Below are 15435 nucleotides of genomic sequence, written 5' to 3' on the forward strand. Positions count from 1 at the left end.
ACAGCTAATTTATAGCGTTTGCGTATAACTACGCTCCTGCTTATAAGCTAAAGACTCTTAACGGCGTTGTGAAATTCTATTTGGGTATAACCTAATGTCAGCAACATGCGCCAGACACATATCTTGCGTTTTCCCCAGTGAACTACCCTTTGAACCCATGGGCAGTCTGTTCTTTTCATGATCGGTGCGCACATTGGCGACAGACCGCTGTCCATCCCATAGGCATCACGCAGAGAGGATTAGACATGTCTTCAGATTCTCGTCCCGCGGTACTCGAACTGATCGGCAACACCCCGCTGGTGAAGGTCACCCGGATCGACACCGGCCCCTGCACCCTCTTTCTGAAACTCGAATCCCAGAACCCCGGCGGCTCGATCAAGGACCGCATCGGCCTGGCCATGATCGACGCCGCCGAACGCGACGGCAGCCTGCGCCCCGGCGGTACCATCGTCGAAGCCACGGCGGGCAACACCGGCCTGGGCCTGGCGCTGGTGGGGCGCGCCAAGGGCTATCGGGTGGTGCTGGTGGTGCCCGACAAGATGTCCACCGAGAAGGTCCTGCACCTCAAGGCCATGGGCGCCGAGGTGCACATCACCCGCTCGGATGTCGGCAAGGGCCATCCGGAGTATTACCAGGACGTCGCCGCCAGACTGGCCAGGGAAATTCCCGACGCGTTCTTCGCCGACCAGTTCAACAACCCTGCCAATCCGCTGGCCCATGAGTGCAGCACCGCACCGGAAATCTGGGCGCAGACTCAGCATGATCTGGACGCTATCGTGGTGGGTGTCGGCTCGGCCGGGACCCTCACCGGTCTGACCCGGTTCTTCAAGCGGGTGCAGCCGGATCTTGAGATGGTGCTGGCCGACCCGGTGGGCTCGGTGGTCGCCGAATACAGCCGCACTCGCACCCTGCCCACGCCCGGTTCCTGGGCGGTGGAAGGCATCGGCGAGGACTTCATTCCGTCGTTTACCGACATCTCCACCGTGCGCCACGCCTACTCGATCAGCGACGAAGACAGCTTCGAACACGCGCGCAAGCTGCTGCGTGCCGAAGGCATCCTCGGCGGCTCCTCGACCGGCACCCTGCTGGCCGCCGCGCTGCGCTATTGCCGCGAGCAGACCGAGCCCAAGCGCGTGGTCAGCTTTGTCTGCGACACCGGCACCCGCTATCTGTCCAAGGTCTACAATGATCAGTGGATGACCGACCAGGGCCTGCTGCAACGCACCCATTACGGTGACTTGCGTGACCTGGTGGCCCGCCGCTTCGAAGACGGCCGGGTCATCAGCGTGGGGCCCGACGACACCCTGCTCACCGCCTTCCAGCGCATGCGCCTGGCCGATGTCTCCCAGCTACCGGTGCTGGTCAATGGCAAGCAACTGGTCGGCGTGATCGATGAATCCGACATCCTGCTCAACGTACACAAGGATGCCTCGCAGTTCCGCGCCGTGGTCGCTGACGTCATGACCGAAAAGCTGGAAACCCTGGCGCCGGATGCGAGCCTGGCGCAGCTTCAGGAAGAACTGGACCGCGGGTTGGTCGCCATCATCGCCGACGCGTCCGGCTTTCATGGCCTGATCACCCGTTTTGACCTGCTCAATCACTTGCGGAGATCCCTTGCATGACTCAGCACGACGACAGCCACCCGTCCCACGCCTTCGCCACCCGCGTGATCCACGCAGGCCAGGCGCCCGACCCCAGTACCGGCGCGCTGATGCCGCCGATCTACGCCAACTCCACCTATCTGCAGGAAAGCCCCGGGGTGCACAAGGGCCTGGACTACGGCCGTTCGCACAACCCCACTCGCTGGGCGCTGGAGCGTTGCGTGGCGGATCTGGAAGGCGGCACCCAGGCCTTTGCCTTCGCGTCAGGCCTGGCCGCCATCGGCTCGGTCCTCGAATTGCTGGATGCCGGCTCGCACATTCTCTCGGGCGATGACCTGTACGGCGGCACTTTCCGTCTGTTCGACAAGGTGCGCAAACGCAGCGCCGGGCACCGCTTCAGCTTCGTCGACATGACAGACCTCTCGGCCTTCGAAGCGGGCCTGCAAGACGACACCAGGATGATCTGGGTCGAAACCCCGAGCAACCCGCTGCTGCGCCTGACGGACCTGGCGGCCATTGCGCGCATCTGTCGGGATCGCGGGATTATCTGCGTGGCGGACAACACCTTCGCCAGCCCCTGGATCCAGCACCCGCTGGCGTTGGGGTTCGACATTGTGGTGCACTCGACCACCAAGTACCTCAATGGTCACTCGGATGTGATTGGCGGGATTGCCGTGGTCGGGGACAATGCTGATCTGGCCGAGCGGCTGGGCTTTTTGCAGAACTCGGTGGGGTCTATCGCAGGTCCCTTCGATGCGTTCCTGACCCTGCGCGGGGTGAAGACCCTGGCACTGCGCATGGAACGGCACTGCGCGAATGCACTGGAGCTGGCCCAATGGCTGGAGCGCCAGCCGCAAGTGGCGCGGGTCTATTACCCCGGCTTGCCGTCCCACCCGCAGCATGCGCTGGCGTGCCGGCAGATGCGCGGTTTTGGCGGGATGATTTCCCTGGACCTCAATACCGACTTGGCCGGTGCGCGACGGTTTCTGGAGAAGGTCGAGATCTTCGCCCTGGCCGAAAGCCTGGGCGGTGTCGAAAGCCTGATCGAACACCCGGCGATCATGACCCATGCCAGTATCCCGGCGGCCAACCGCGCAAGGTTGGGCATTGGTGACGCGCTGGTGCGGTTGTCGGTGGGCATCGAGGACGTCGAAGACCTGCGCGCCGACCTGGCGCAGGCGTTGGCGAGTATCTGAGACGCAAGGCCGGCGGCGGTCGTGACGACGCCACCGCCGGCAAGCCGTGCTGCTACAGGACCGGTGCTGACCACAATTGTGAGGCCTGCACCCACAGATCATGACCTGTAAATGATTAAAGACATCCCACAAACCCGTAGCAGTCCGGCTTGCCGGCGATGGCGATCTAAAGGACGCCCCCGCCGACAAGCCGCGCTGCTACGGGACCGGTGCTGACCACAATTGTGAGGTCTGCACCGAAAGCCTGTGGGAGCGCGCTTGCCCGCGAAGGCGTTGGGCCTGACGCCTTGATGGTGCCTGTTCCACCGCTTTCGCGGGCAAGCCCGCTCCCACAGATCATGACCATTCAATGATTGAAGACATCCCGCAAACCCGTAGCAGTCCGGCTTGCCGGCGTCAGCGATCTCAAGGCCGCCCCGCCGGCAAGCCGTGCTGCTACGGGTGATCGGGGGGTTACTTCCAGGCTCCACCCTCGACGATCACTGCCGCAGGATCGGTATCGGCCGCCAATTGCTGGCGCACGTACTGGTCGTACAGCTTCAGCAGGTATTTCTCCTTGCCAAGGCTGGCCAGCTCACCGTTGACCCACTGCTGCAACTCGGCATTGCCCTTCTTCACCGCCGGCGCAATCGGCGCTTCGTCGCCCAGTTTCTGCGGCAACACGCGATACCCCGGGTTCTGCTTGGCCCAGCTGAACAGCACCAGGTTGTCTTGCGCATAGGCATCGCCCCGGCCATTGGCCAACGCCTGCAACGACTCGGAGTTTTTCTCGAACTTGAGCAGCTTCCAGTCAGGATGATTCCTGGTCAGCCAGATGTCGGCAGTGGTCCCGGTAGTGACGATGATGGTCTTGCTCGCCAGATCATCCAGGCTCTTGACCGCACTCTTCTCCGGCACCAGTGCCTGTACCGCGACCCGCAGGTTCGGGTTGGTGAAATCGACCACCTGCGCACGCTCGGGCGTGACGGTCATGTTGGCCAGGATCAGGTCGACCTTGTCACTTTGCAGAAACGGAATGCGGCTGGCGGGCTCCACCACCACGAATTCGATTTTCTTCTCGTCGCCCAGCAGGTCCTTGGCGAAACGGCGCCCCAGGTCGGTGTCGAACCCGACATAGTCGCCCTTCTCATCCACGAACCCGAACGGTGGCTTGTCGCTGAATACGCCAACGACCAGCTTGTCGCGGGCCTTGATCTTGTCCAGATAGCCTTCGGCATGGGCAGCGGTGGCGCCGACCAGCAGGCCGACGGCAAGCAGTGGGAAAACGAGGGCAGATTTAAGCTTCACGATGCATTCCTTTTAGGCAAATTTTCTACATAGGAAAACTTCTCCAGAAACTGCTGCGCGCGTGCGGTCTGCGGGGAGCTGAAGAACGTTTCAGGGGCGCTCTGTTCGGCGATTCGGCCGCCGTCCATGAACAGGATCCGGTCCGCCACCGCACGGGCAAAAGCCATTTCGTGGGTGACGATCAACAGCGTCATGCCGCTGCGGGCGAGGTCCAGAATCACCTCCAGCACTTCCTTGACCATCTCCGGATCAAGGGCTGCGGTAACTTCGTCGAACAGCATGACTTTTGGGTTCATGCACAGGGCACGAACGATGGCGATACGTTGCTGCTGGCCGCCGGACAACTCGCGGGGGTAGGCATCGCGCTTGTCCAGCAGACCGACGCGCGCCAGCAGCGTTTCAGCCTGGGCCCTGGCTTGTTGCAGGGGGCGCTTCTGCACGCTCAAGGGCCCGAGCAGGATGTTGTCCAGCACGCTCATGTGCGGGAACAGGTGATAACTCTGGAACACCATGCCGATCTGCTGACGCACCAGTCGCCAGTCAGTGTTGGCCGGCAACTCGCGCCCGGCGAAGCGATAGGTGCCCGCGTGCCCCAGCTCAAGGCCGTTCAGGCAACGCAGCAAGGTGCTCTTGCCACAGCCGCTGGGGCCGAGGATCACCACCACCTCGCCTTCACGCACCTTGAGGTCGATGTCCTGCAAAACCGGGCTACTGCCGAAGTTCTTGGAGAACCCCGCCAGTTCTATCAATACACTCATGAATGATTCCACCGCCGCTCAAGCACGCGGGATGCGGCTGACAGCGGATAACAGGCCAGAAAGAAAAAAACGAAGAGAAAGCCGTAGATCAGCACCGATTCGTAGGTGCGCTCGATGATCTGCTGGCCGATCTTGATCACGTCCACCACGCCGATCAACACCGCCAGCGAGCTGGTCTTTATCAGCCGCGTAAAGACGTTGATCATCGGCGCTGTCATGCGTCGCAGGGCCTGGGGCAGCAGCACCTTGCCGTACAGGCGCGGCAGGTCCAGGCCGATCGCCAGCCCCGCCTCGCGCTGGCCACGGGGCAACGAGCGCAAGGCGCCGCGTACCACTTCGCCAGCTTCCGAGGCACCCCACAGCGACAGCACCAGCACCGCGCACCAGAAACCCTGGATGCTCCAGCCGAAGAAGATCGGCAGGCCGAAGAAAAACAGGTACAGCCAGACCAGTACCGGAATCGCCCGAAACAGCTCCAGATACACCAGCAGGATCAGGTCCAGCCAGCGAATGCCCAAGTTGCGCAGCACGCCGTAGATCAGCCCGCCGACACTGCTGAACACGATGGCCAGCGCCGAGATACCCAGGGTGCGGCCGATGCCGGTCGCCAGCTGCGGCGCCGACACCCACAGCAATTCAAGACCCGAACTGGCCATGGGAAAGCCTCCTTTCCAGCGCCCGCAGCAACAGCGACAGCGGCACGAACAGCACCACACACAGCCCGGTCATGACCGCGAGCATCTCGTAGGTCTTGTAATACAGCGCGATGTAATTCTTGGTGGTGTAGAGGATTTCCGGCACCGCCACCGCCGACACCACGGTGGTTTCTTTCAGCAGGAAAACGAAGTTGGCGAACAGTGCGGGCAGGCTGAGGATTCCGGCCTGGGGCAGGATCACGTGGCGCAGCAACTGCCAGCGCGACAGGCCGATGGACAGCCCTGATTCGATCTGCGAACGGGGAACGGCTTCGATCCCGGCGCGCAGGATTTCGGTCAGGTAGGCGCCACCGAGAAAGGTCATGGCAATGATCGCCGACGCAAAGCCGGAGATACGAATGCCGATACTGGGCAAGGCGAAATAAATGAAAAACAGCTGGATTAGCAACGGTGTGTTGCGAGCCAGTTCCACATACACCCGCACCAGCGGCTGCAGCAGCGGCACGCGAAACATCACGATCGCCGCGTTGATAAGCGCGACACAGAGCGATATGGCGATGGCGATCAGGCCCACCTGCAAGGTGACGCCGACCGCCGTGATAAACGCGGGCAAGGTGGAAAGGGCGAAGGCAACATCGAAATTCATTTCAGGGCATCGACAGGAACGGACCTGGACGATTGCAGGCTTTGTGCCATATCCCACACAGGCGAAAACAGGCCATCGAGCATCCGCAAAGCCCGCTAACTGACTGTTTTCAAACGAAAGTGTTGAACCGGTGTTGCCATGACAACATCCGCCGGACTGGAGCAGTCGGGCTTGCTGGGACAGCGACTTCAAGGCCATCCCCCGCGGGCAAGCCCGACTGCTACCGGATATGAGGTGTTCGTTAAAGCGGCGTACGCCCGATGCTGAAACGTTTTTGAACACAATACTTGTACAGACGTTGCATAATGTATAACCATGCGCCCGCCTTAAGGCACAATGCCATCACATTGAAGGGCCTCGCCCGGCACAACCCGTTTCCCCTGAGGTTCTCATGCAGTTGATCGACGACCCGGATGCCATGTACCGCCTGCTCATCCAGGGTGTCGTGGACTACGCCATTTACATGCTCAGCCCCGAGGGCATTGTCGCCAACTGGAACCCGGGCGCAGAACGGGCCAAGGGCTATACCAGCGCTGAAATCGTCGGCAAGCATTTCTCGGTGTTCTACAGCCAGGAAGAGCGCGACTGCGACCAGCCGGGGCAGAACCTGGAAACCGCACGCCAGACTGGCCGCTTCGAAGCCCAGGGTTGGCGCATGAAAAAGGATGGCGGATCGTTCTGGGCCCACGTGGTCATCGACGCGGTTCGTGACCCGGCGGGCAACCTGATTGGCTTCGCCAAGATCACCCGGGACATCAGCGAGCGGCGCGAGAACGAACTTCAAGTACTGGAAGCCAAGGTGCTGGCCGAGCAATACAGCGCGGAGATGGCATCGCTGTCGCGCTTTCTCGATTCGGTGATCTCCAACATCCCGGCCAGCGTCATCGTCAAGGACGCCCAGACCCACCGCGTGCTGCTGGCCAATCAGCAGGCCGAGGCGCTGCTGTCGGTGGGCGGCGTCACCATGGTCGGCAAGATGCTCAGTGAGTGCCTCCCACACGAGGTGGCGGTCTATATGGACCAGCAGATGGGTGACGACCTGCGCGCAGGCGACATCAGGACCGCTGAAACCCTGGTCAGCACCAACAAGGGCCCCAAGACGCTCAGAAGCCGCACCGTGCTCAACCGCGACCCCGGCAACACCACCGACTACGTGCTGTACGTGGCCGAAGACGTGACCGTGGAGTTGGCTGCGACCGCCAGAATCCATCACATGGCGCACCACGACGCCCTGACCGGCCTGCCAAACCGGGTGCTGTTCCATGACCGTCTCAAGACCACCCTCGCCCAGGGTCAAGGTTCGGAAAAACTGACTGCCGCGCTGTGCCTGGATCTGGACGACTTCAAGAACATCAACGATGCCCTGGGCCACGGCTTTGGCGACAAACTGCTGCGCGCCCTGAGCAACAGGCTGCGCTCCGAGCTGCGCGATCGCGACACCCTGGCCCGCCTGGGCGGTGACGAGTTCGCGGTGGTGTTGCCCGAACTGGACACCGCCGAGGCTGCCGAACTCACGGCGCAACGGCTGATCCAGGCCGTGCGCCCGCCCTTCCTGATCGAAGGCCACAGCTGCTCGGTGGGCGTGAGCATCGGCATCGCCCTCTCGCCGGACGACCACGACACACCCGAGCAGTTGATGGGCTACGCCGACATGGCCCTGTACGAAGCCAAGCGCAACGGCCGCAACCGCTTCGAGCGGTTCCGCGCGCAACTGGACGAAGCGGCGCGCTACCGTCGCTCGATGGAGACCGACCTGCGCACAGCGCTGCATTTTGGCCACCTGCAACTTCACTACCAGCCCATCGTCAGCCAGAACGGCGGGCAGATTTCAGGCTACGAGGCGCTGCTGCGCTGGATGCACCCCACCAAGGGCGCGATCATGCCGATGGATTTCATCCCCATGGCCGAAGAAACCGGGCTCATTCACGAAGTGGGCAACCGCGCGCTGAACCTGGCCTGCCAGGAAGCGGCCAACTGGGGCACCGAGCAGACCGTGGCGGTGAACCTGTCGCCGGTGCAGTTCAGCAACCCCGGGCTGGTCGACGCCGTTGCCCTGGCGCTGGCGGATTCGGGCCTGGCCCCAGCTCGGCTTGAGCTGGAAATCACCGAATCGGTGTTGCTGGAAAACAGCGACGAGAACGTCAACACCCTGAGGGCGCTCAAGGCCCTGGGCGTGGCGATTTCCCTGGATGACTTCGGCACTGGCTACTCGTCCCTGGGCTACCTGCGCTCGTTCCCGTTCGACCGGATCAAGATCGACATGTCGTTCGTGCGGGAAATGGCCAACAGCAAGGAAGCGCTGGCCATCGTGCGGGCGATCACCGGCATGAGCAACAGCCTGATGATCAAGACCACGGCCGAAGGGGTCGAAACTGTCGAACAGATGCAGCAGTTGATCAGCGAGGGCTGCTCGCATTTCCAGGGGTATTATTTTGGCCGGCCTATGCCCGCCGCAGAGCGCCTGGAGACGGTGAGCGACTAGTCTCGATTGACCGTAGCAGTCCAGCTTGCCGCGGCGGTATCGAGATCGCCGTCGCGGGCAAGCGCGCTCCTACAGAACGATTCGCCGCACCACAGTCCGTAGCAGCACGGCTTGCCGGCGGGGGCGACGTCAGGATCGATACAGACCTGAAGCCTTACCCCGCCTTCGCCATCTCTTCATCGGCCTCATGGGCCTGTACCGCATGGGCGAGGTCTTCGGTCATGCGCAACTCGACGCCGGTCGCCGAATACTGCGCCGCGGCGGCAAACGGCGCGGACGCCACCGGCACCGGATGCGCGCGACGACGCCAGACGAAGAACGCCACCATCCCCAGGTTGATGACCGCAAACGCCCAGAACAGCCCTGACGGCCCTGCCCAGGTCATGACCGGGGAGATCGCCATCGGGCTTACCGCCGAACCCAGCGAGTTGATCAGCAGCAGGCCCTGGATCATCCGCACCAGGGCGCCATCCGGCGCGCTGTCGGCAGCATGACTGACCGCCACCGGATACACCGCGAACACCCCGCCACCGAGCAGGAACATCACCAGCACCATCGGCCAGCCCGAAGGCGGCAACAGCACGGCGGCAACCGACAGCACCGCGCACGCTGCGCCCAGGATGATGAGCACGGTCTGGCGGTCCTTGCGGTCCGACCAGCGCCCGACCGGATATTGCAGCACCATGGCGCCGAAAATCACTGCAGCCATCATGTGCCCGACCTCCGTCACGTTCAGCCCCACCTTTTGCAGGTACAGCGGCAGCAAGGTGTAAACCGCCGCAATGGCCACGCCCGAACCAAAGCAGCCCATGACCCCGGTCGGTGTGATGCGCAGCAATTTGCCCGGATGCAACGGCTCGGCGCGCTCCACCAGCGGCGTGACCTTGGGAATCATCACGATCGGCACCAGCGACAGCGAAGCCAGCATGGCCGCAATGGTAAACGGCACATCCTGCCCCGCCCCCATCACCGTGCCCAGGCTCAACTGCCCCAGCAGGCCCGCGCTGTAGAGGGCGATCATGTACAGCGCCAGCAGGCGCCCGCGAATCTTCGGTTCAGCCACCAGCAGCAGCCAGCTTTCCACCACCAGGTACACACCGACGATGGCCCAGCCGTTGATCAGGCGCAGGGCCGACCAGATCCACGGATCGCTGCACAGGCCTTGCAGCGAAATGGTCACCGCGATCAGCGCGGCGAAGCAGCTGTAGGCACGAATATGGCCAATGCGGGAAATCAGACGCTCGTTGAAGATCGAGCCCAGGGTCAGGCCGATGAAATAAGCCGACGACACCACCCCTACCATCGTCGCGGAGAAACCCATGGCATCCAGGCGCAATGTCGTCAGCGACGACATCAGCGCGCTGCTGATGCTCATGATAAACAGACCCAATAGCGGAGCCAGCGCCATGGACAGCAATTGCACAGACATAACGACCTCAGTGGACAAACAGAAAGGTATCGTTGCTGGCGGGGGCTTTATTGGAATTGTGCAGCGGGCAACGCAGGGCGCGCATCTTAGCGGGCAAGATGGCGCTGTTGAAGACGCCGGCAGGAAGAATCTCGACACATCGGTCGGCAAGCCGATAGTCGGCGTGGGCAAGGGGTATTGATGTGGCCACAAGGCTTGCCGGCGGTGGTGATTTTTAGATCGCCCCGCCGGCAAGCCGTGCTGCTACGAGTCTGAATCAGACAGGATTAGCGGCGATCCAGCCACACGGTTTGCGCGTTGCAGAACTCGCGGATGCCGAAGTGCGACAGCTCGCGACCGAAACCGCTCTTCTTCACGCCGCCAATCGGCACGCGGGCATCGGAGGCGGTGTAGCCATTGATGAACACGCCGCCGGTCTCCAGACGCGCAGCGATGTCACGCGCCAGCTCCACATCGGCAGTCCAGACGCTGCCGGCCAGGCCGAACTCGCTGTCGTTGGCCAGTTCCACTGCGTGGTCGGCATCACGGGCAACGATCAGGGACGCCACCGGGCCAAACAGCTCTTCCTTGAAGGAGGTCATGCCCGGGCGGACGTTGGCCAGGATGGTCGGCGGGTAGTAGTTACCCTCGCCCGCCAGCTTGTCGCCGCCCAACAGCAGGGTAGCGCCTTCGCCGAGGGTCTTCTGCACCTGGTCGTGCAGCTCGTCACGCAGGTCATAACGGGCCATCGGGCCGATGTAATTCTCGTCTACAGTCGGATCGCCCATTTTCAGCGCCTTGACCGCCGCCACGAACTTCTCGGTGAAGGCCGGGAGCACGCTTTCTTCGACGATGATCCGCTTGGCGGCCACGCAGATCTGCCCGCTGTTCTGGTAACGGCCGACCGCAGCAGCCTTCACGGCCTCGTCGAGGTCAGCATCGGCCAGCACGATGAACGGATCGGAGCCGCCCAGTTCCAGCACGCATTTCTTCAACGCCGCACCGGCCTGCGCAGCAATCGCCGAGCCTGCACGCACGCTGCCGGTGACCGCGACCGCTGCGATGCGCGGATCGGCGATGGCACTGGAAACGCCTTCGTTGGTGACGTTGATGACCTCGAACACGCCCTCCGGCAAGCCGGCCTCAGCCCAGGCATCACGCAGCAGATAAGCACTGCCCATGACGTTCGGCGCGTGCTTGAGCACGTAGGTGTTGCCCGCCAGGATCATCGGAATCGCGCCGCGCATCACCTGCCAGATCGGGAAGTTCCACGGCATGACGGTCAGGATCGGACCCAGCGGCAGGTAATCGATGTAGGCCTTGTCGTTTTCCACCGGAGTCTTTTCCGGCGCCAGCATGGCCGGGCCGTGTTCGGCGTACCAGTCGCAGGTGGCTGCGGTTTTTTCGACTTCGCCACGGGCCTGGACAATCGGCTTGCCCATTTCAGCGGTCATCATCTGCGCCAGCGCTTCGGCATTCTGGCGCAGCGCCTTGGCGACCTTGCGCAGTTGCTCGGCGCGCACGCTCACAGGCTCCTTGCGCCAGGCCTTGAAGGCGGCGGCGGAGCGGCTGAGGGTTTGCTCAAGATCGGCTGCGCTTTCGAACGGATACTCGGCAAACACCTCGCCGGTGGCAGGGTTCAAGGAGATGGCGTGGGTGGGGGATGCGTGTTTCGACATAATCAAAAGCCTCCTGATGACGGTTGACCTTCGCCGCCGGGCAGACGCCCGTTGCTGAAGTCTTGGGGCCACGATAATCTCTCGCTGAAATTTGTGATAATGAATAATTATCAAAAATACATTCTCTAATCGAGAAAGAACACGAGACGCCCATGGACCTGACCCAACTCGAACTGTTCAAGGCCATCGCCGAAGAAGGCAGCATCACCGCCGCCGCCCAGCGCCTGCACCGCGTACCCTCCAACCTGACCACGCGCATCAAGCAACTGGAACAGGAACTGGGGGTGGATCTGTTCATCCGCGAGAAACTGCGTCTGCGTCTTTCGGCCACAGGCTGGACCTTTCTTGACTACACCAAGCGCATCCTGGAGCTGGTGGAAGAGGCCCGCCAGGCTACTTCCGGCACTGAGCCCCAGGGCGTGTTCTCCCTGGGGTCAATGGAAAGCACGGCGGCGGTGCGCATCCCTTCCCTGCTCGCCGACTTCCACCAGCACTACCCCAAGGTCGAGCTGGATTTGTCCACGGGCCCTTCGGGCGACATGATCGATGGCGTGCTGTCGGGGCGGTTGAGCGCGGCGTTCGTCGACGGCCCGCTGCGCCACCCGGAACTGGAAGGCATCGAGCTGTTCGAGGAAGAAATGCTGCTGATTACCGCGGCCACCCACGATCCGGTGACCCGCGCCCGGGACGTCAGCAGCAAGACGGTCTATGCCTTTCGCCAGAACTGCTCCTACCGGCGGCACTTCGAGGAGTGGTTCAAGGCCGACATGGCGACCCCCGGCAAGATCTTCGAGATGGAGTCCTACCACGGCATGCTCGCTTGCGTCACCGCAGGTGCCGGGGTGGCGATGGTGCCGCGCAGCATGCTCGAAAGCATGCCCGGTTGCCGCAACGTCAACGCCTATCCGCTCAGCGAGGCGTTTCGCTACCTCAATATCTGGCTGACCTGGCGCCGGGGCGTGCGCACACCGGCGCTCAACGCGTTCATCGAGCTGGTACAGAAAACGGTGGGACAGCCCCGGTCCGCTGACGAGGCTGTGTGAAGGCCATCGCTGCCCGCCGACAGGCCCAGGCCTGGACCTAGCGTGGAATGATGATGGGGACGAAGGTCGTCGGGGCCTGAGGCCCCTTCATCAGGCCATCGGCCTCGACGATGTGGATGCCCTTGCCCTTGGCGTAATCGAACAGCTTCTGGGTCGAATCGCGGTCGACATAGCCACCATCGTCGATGATCGCGCTGAGCCCGGTCTGGCGCTGCGCCTCGACGAACTGCACCTGCCGGGTCAGGCCGAAGTTTTCCAGGCTGACGGCCTTCAGGTCCGTCCATTTGAGCTGGACGATCTCGGTGTAATGCAGGGTCTTGGCATCCCAGCCCAACACCGACAAGCCATCGTCGGTAAGCGCATAGGTGCAGAAACTCATCCCGCCGACATTCGAGCCCGGTGTTGCGACCACCACGTTGCAGCGACCATGCTGGAGAACCGGTTTGACAATTTCAGGATTCTGGCTGGCCACCTGAGCCGCATATCCTGCGCGATCGTAATATACGGTTGCCTTGTCCAGTGGCGTTGTGCACCCGGCCAGCAAAACAGCCCCGAGCAGCGTCAGACTTCCTATCGCTTTGTACATGACTTCCTCATTTGAAAACACGGCAGACGACCCTGCCGACCACTTCGATACGGTGTTGCCTGAGCGCTACAGGCAATCGGCGCGGGTGACCTGGAAGTGAGAAACCACCTCGCCGGTCGAATCCCGGTAGGAGTAACCGATCCGGGCGCCGCCTTTGAGCAAATCGAGATACAACGCCGTGCTGCAGGCATTGCCCAACACCGACTTGCGCATCACCTGCTCGAACTGCCCGCGATAGTCCGTTGGAACCACGTCGTCCGGCAGGGCAAAGCGCATCTCGATCTGCTGCCCTTCGACGAGGTCAGCGCCGTCCAGGCGGGTGACTTCATCGAGCATCATGGGCGCGTTCTTGTTCAGAACCTGAACCGCCCGTTCGAGTTTTTCCTGGGTGCTCGGGTCCAGGCGCCAGGAAAAAAGCACCTTTCCTGCTGGCACTGTCATGAGTACCAGAAACGTAATGAGCAGAATCTGTTTCAACCGGAAAGCCTTGGCTGGATGCCCGCTCATACCGGCGGACAAGGTCGAAGCAGATGTTGAGCTGGAGGGATTCACGAAGCATCCTTGCAGTGGCGCAGTGACATCATTCAATGGCGGCGATAGTAAACAGCCATCACTTTGACGTCAATCATCCGCCAGCCCTTCTACCGTGCAAAAAAAACGGTCACCCCGACAGAATCCGGGATGACCGCTGGTTTGCTTGAGGTGATTACTTGGTGAGTCTGTCGTAATCCATCTCACCGGCCACTTCACGGAAGTTCATGTGGTCCAGTTGGTTGGCGGTGCGATTGGCGCCTGTCTTGTCGGAGCCATCGGAGGCCAGGCCGCGCTCGGGTTGGCCATTGGCAGCGACCGAATTGGCACCTACGTGATCGGCACCGTCGGCCGCTACGCGATTGGCACCGACTCTGTCTGCGCCATCAGCTGCTACGCGATTGGCACCGACCTTGTCTGCGCCATCAGCCGCCACACGATTGGCACCGACCTTGTCTGCGCCATCGGCAGCCACACGATTGGCACCGACCTTGTCTGCGCCATCGGCCGCCACACGATTGGCACCGACCTTGTCTGCGCCATCGGCTGCAACGCGATTGGCACCGACCTTGTCTGCGCCATCAGCAGCCACACGATTGGCACCGACCTTGTCTGCGCCATCGGCAGCCACACGATTGGCACCGACCTTATCTGCGCCATCAGCCGCTACACGATTGGCACCGACCTTGTCTGCGCCATCGGCAGCCACACGATTGGCACCGACCTTGTCTGCGCCATCAGAAGCCACACGATTGGCACCGACCTTGTCTGCGCCATCAGAAGCCACACGATTGGCACCGACCTTGTCTGCGCCATCGGCCGCCACACGATTGGCACCGACTTTATCCGCGCCGTCAGAAGCCATGCGGTTGGCACCAACATTATCCGCGCCGTCCGAGGCCATGCGGTTGGCACCAACATTATCCGCGCCATCGGAGGCCGTTGCGTTGGCGCCGACATGGTCCGCACCGTCGGATGCCGTCCGGTTCGGTCCGACTTTCTCCGAACCGTACTCGGCGACAGTCTTGCTGTCCTTCACTTCGTCGGCCGCGCATGCAGCGGACACACCCAGAGCCAGCACGGAAACCGTCAGGCCCATAATCAATTGTCTCTTCATAACCGATTGCTCCAGATGTCATGTCGGTTGATGCGAGCGAAATGCCCGGGGTTGCTTTCCTGAACCAATGAAAGACCGTTATTTGACAACGAACGACGATAACTTCCCTGAGTCGCGCACTCGGCCAACCCGCTAACACACCACGCTAAATGGCACGCGGTGATAACGCTGTTTGGATGCACGGGTTCAGCGTAGTCCCAAAGAGCGATTCGTGCCCGGGATTGCGGGACAATCCGCCGGGTGGTGGAGGGTTTTCACCACAAGATTTTCGAGCCGCTAGTTCGCCATTAGTTCGACGAGCGCCATGGAAAAGCACGATTGTGCAAGTTGGCGCTAGTTGATGTCCGGGCGATTAGTTGCGTTTCGGTAACAATAGTGGATGTCACACGGACCGTAGCAGCACGGCTTGCCGGCGGGAGCGGTGTGTCAGGCGACTGGTTTCTCA

Annotated in this window: 12 protein-coding genes and 1 pseudogene; 4 read left to right on the top strand and 9 right to left on the bottom strand. The window is 62.0% G+C overall.

Annotated features, from left to right (window positions below; all coding sequences use genetic code 11):
* The first annotated feature begins 245 nt into the window (after window positions 1–245).
* The gene (locus tag ACIPOO_RS12805; RefSeq protein WP_400607281.1) at window positions 246–1622 is read left to right on the top strand and encodes a pyridoxal-phosphate dependent enzyme; all 1377 of its coding nucleotides are present in this window, start codon (window positions 246–248) and stop codon (window positions 1620–1622) included.
* Window positions 1619–2797: a cystathionine gamma-synthase gene (locus ACIPOO_RS12810; RefSeq protein ID WP_400607283.1), complete on the top strand. Its 1179-nt coding sequence runs from the start codon at window positions 1619–1621 to the stop codon at window positions 2795–2797. The genes ACIPOO_RS12805 and ACIPOO_RS12810 overlap by 4 nt, the downstream gene beginning before the upstream one ends.
* Before the next feature lie 453 nt (window positions 2798–3250).
* On the opposite strand, the gene ACIPOO_RS12815 is transcribed toward ACIPOO_RS12810, so the two are convergent.
* Genes ACIPOO_RS12815 through ACIPOO_RS12830 form a run of 4 tightly spaced genes read right to left on the bottom strand, consistent with a single transcriptional unit; the run spans window position 3251 to window position 6144 of the window.
* Window positions 3251–4084, bottom strand: coding sequence for a transporter substrate-binding domain-containing protein (locus ACIPOO_RS12815; RefSeq protein ID WP_400607285.1), 834 nt, complete (start codon window positions 4082–4084; stop codon window positions 3251–3253).
* On the bottom strand, window positions 4081–4842 hold the full coding sequence (locus ACIPOO_RS12820; RefSeq protein WP_274130736.1) for an amino acid ABC transporter ATP-binding protein: 762 nt from the start codon (window positions 4840–4842) through the stop codon (window positions 4081–4083). Before ACIPOO_RS12820 ends, ACIPOO_RS12815 begins: the two co-directional genes overlap by 4 nt.
* On the bottom strand, window positions 4839–5498 hold the full coding sequence (locus ACIPOO_RS12825; protein ID WP_400607287.1) for an amino acid ABC transporter permease: 660 nt from the start codon (window positions 5496–5498) through the stop codon (window positions 4839–4841). Before ACIPOO_RS12825 ends, ACIPOO_RS12820 begins: the two co-directional genes overlap by 4 nt.
* Entirely contained in the window at window positions 5479–6144 is a 666-nt protein-coding gene (locus ACIPOO_RS12830) for an amino acid ABC transporter permease (protein WP_400607289.1), read from the bottom strand. The genes ACIPOO_RS12825 and ACIPOO_RS12830 overlap by 20 nt, the downstream gene beginning before the upstream one ends.
* 391 nt (window positions 6145–6535) lie before the next feature.
* On the opposite strand from ACIPOO_RS12830, the gene ACIPOO_RS12835 reads away from it, so the two are divergent.
* The gene (locus ACIPOO_RS12835; RefSeq protein ID WP_400607292.1) at window positions 6536–8626 is read left to right on the top strand and encodes an EAL domain-containing protein; all 2091 of its coding nucleotides are present in this window, start codon (window positions 6536–6538) and stop codon (window positions 8624–8626) included.
* Window positions 8627–8780: 154 nt separating this feature from the next.
* On the opposite strand, the gene ACIPOO_RS12840 is transcribed toward ACIPOO_RS12835, so the two are convergent.
* Both ACIPOO_RS12840 and ACIPOO_RS12845 read right to left on the bottom strand, forming a co-directional pair.
* Window positions 8781–10055, bottom strand: coding sequence for an MFS transporter (locus tag ACIPOO_RS12840; protein WP_274130732.1), 1275 nt, complete (start codon window positions 10053–10055; stop codon window positions 8781–8783).
* Window positions 10056–10321: 266 nt separating this feature from the next.
* The gene (locus ACIPOO_RS12845) at window positions 10322–11713 is read right to left on the bottom strand and encodes an aldehyde dehydrogenase family protein (protein ID WP_274130730.1); all 1392 of its coding nucleotides are present in this window, start codon (window positions 11711–11713) and stop codon (window positions 10322–10324) included.
* 152 nt (window positions 11714–11865) lie between these two features.
* Here ACIPOO_RS12845 and ACIPOO_RS12850 point away from each other — a divergent pair, with 152 nt between their 5' ends.
* On the top strand, window positions 11866–12756 hold the full coding sequence (locus tag ACIPOO_RS12850; protein WP_400607295.1) for a LysR substrate-binding domain-containing protein: 891 nt from the start codon (window positions 11866–11868) through the stop codon (window positions 12754–12756).
* Between the two features lie 37 nt (window positions 12757–12793).
* On the opposite strand, the gene ACIPOO_RS12855 is transcribed toward ACIPOO_RS12850, so the two are convergent.
* The 3 genes and pseudogenes from ACIPOO_RS12855 to ACIPOO_RS12865 form a co-directional block, all read right to left on the bottom strand.
* Complete coding sequence (locus ACIPOO_RS12855) at window positions 12794–13228, bottom strand: hypothetical protein (protein WP_400607297.1); 435 nt, start codon at window positions 13226–13228, stop codon at window positions 12794–12796.
* A 180-nt stretch (window positions 13229–13408) separates the two neighbouring features.
* A complete protein-coding gene (locus ACIPOO_RS12860) occupies window positions 13409–13762 on the bottom strand; it encodes a hypothetical protein (RefSeq protein WP_274130727.1) in 354 nt (117 codons plus the stop codon).
* A gap of 622 nt (window positions 13763–14384) precedes the next feature.
* Window positions 14385–14660: pseudogene (locus ACIPOO_RS12865) on the bottom strand (phage infection protein); the annotation flags it as partial.
* Between the last annotated feature and the right edge of the window lie 775 nt (window positions 14661–15435).

Origin of the sequence: Pseudomonas sp. NPDC090201 (assembly GCF_044746825.1) — a bacterium.
Classification (GTDB): Bacteria; Pseudomonadota; Gammaproteobacteria; order Pseudomonadales; family Pseudomonadaceae; genus Aquipseudomonas; species Aquipseudomonas putida_AD.

What these genes read in the sequence shown, in the direction of transcription:
- ACIPOO_RS12845 (WP_274130730.1), bottom strand. Translation starts at nt 11,713, where the DNA reads ATGTCGAAACACGCATCCCCCACCCACGCCATCTCCTTGAACCCTGCC.
- ACIPOO_RS12820 (WP_274130736.1), bottom strand. Translation starts at nt 4,842, where the DNA reads ATGAGTGTATTGATAGAACTGGCGGGGTTCTCCAAGAACTTCGGCAGT.
- ACIPOO_RS12805 (WP_400607281.1), top strand. Translation starts at nt 246, where the DNA reads ATGTCTTCAGATTCTCGTCCCGCGGTACTCGAACTGATCGGCAACACC.
- ACIPOO_RS12840 (WP_274130732.1), bottom strand. Translation starts at nt 10,055, where the DNA reads ATGTCTGTGCAATTGCTGTCCATGGCGCTGGCTCCGCTATTGGGTCTG.
- ACIPOO_RS12850 (WP_400607295.1), top strand. Translation starts at nt 11,866, where the DNA reads ATGGACCTGACCCAACTCGAACTGTTCAAGGCCATCGCCGAAGAAGGC.
- ACIPOO_RS12835 (WP_400607292.1), top strand. Translation starts at nt 6,536, where the DNA reads ATGCAGTTGATCGACGACCCGGATGCCATGTACCGCCTGCTCATCCAG.
- ACIPOO_RS12810 (WP_400607283.1), top strand. Translation starts at nt 1,619, where the DNA reads ATGACTCAGCACGACGACAGCCACCCGTCCCACGCCTTCGCCACCCGC.
- ACIPOO_RS12825 (WP_400607287.1), bottom strand. Translation starts at nt 5,498, where the DNA reads ATGGCCAGTTCGGGTCTTGAATTGCTGTGGGTGTCGGCGCCGCAGCTG.
- ACIPOO_RS12830 (WP_400607289.1), bottom strand. Translation starts at nt 6,144, where the DNA reads ATGAATTTCGATGTTGCCTTCGCCCTTTCCACCTTGCCCGCGTTTATC.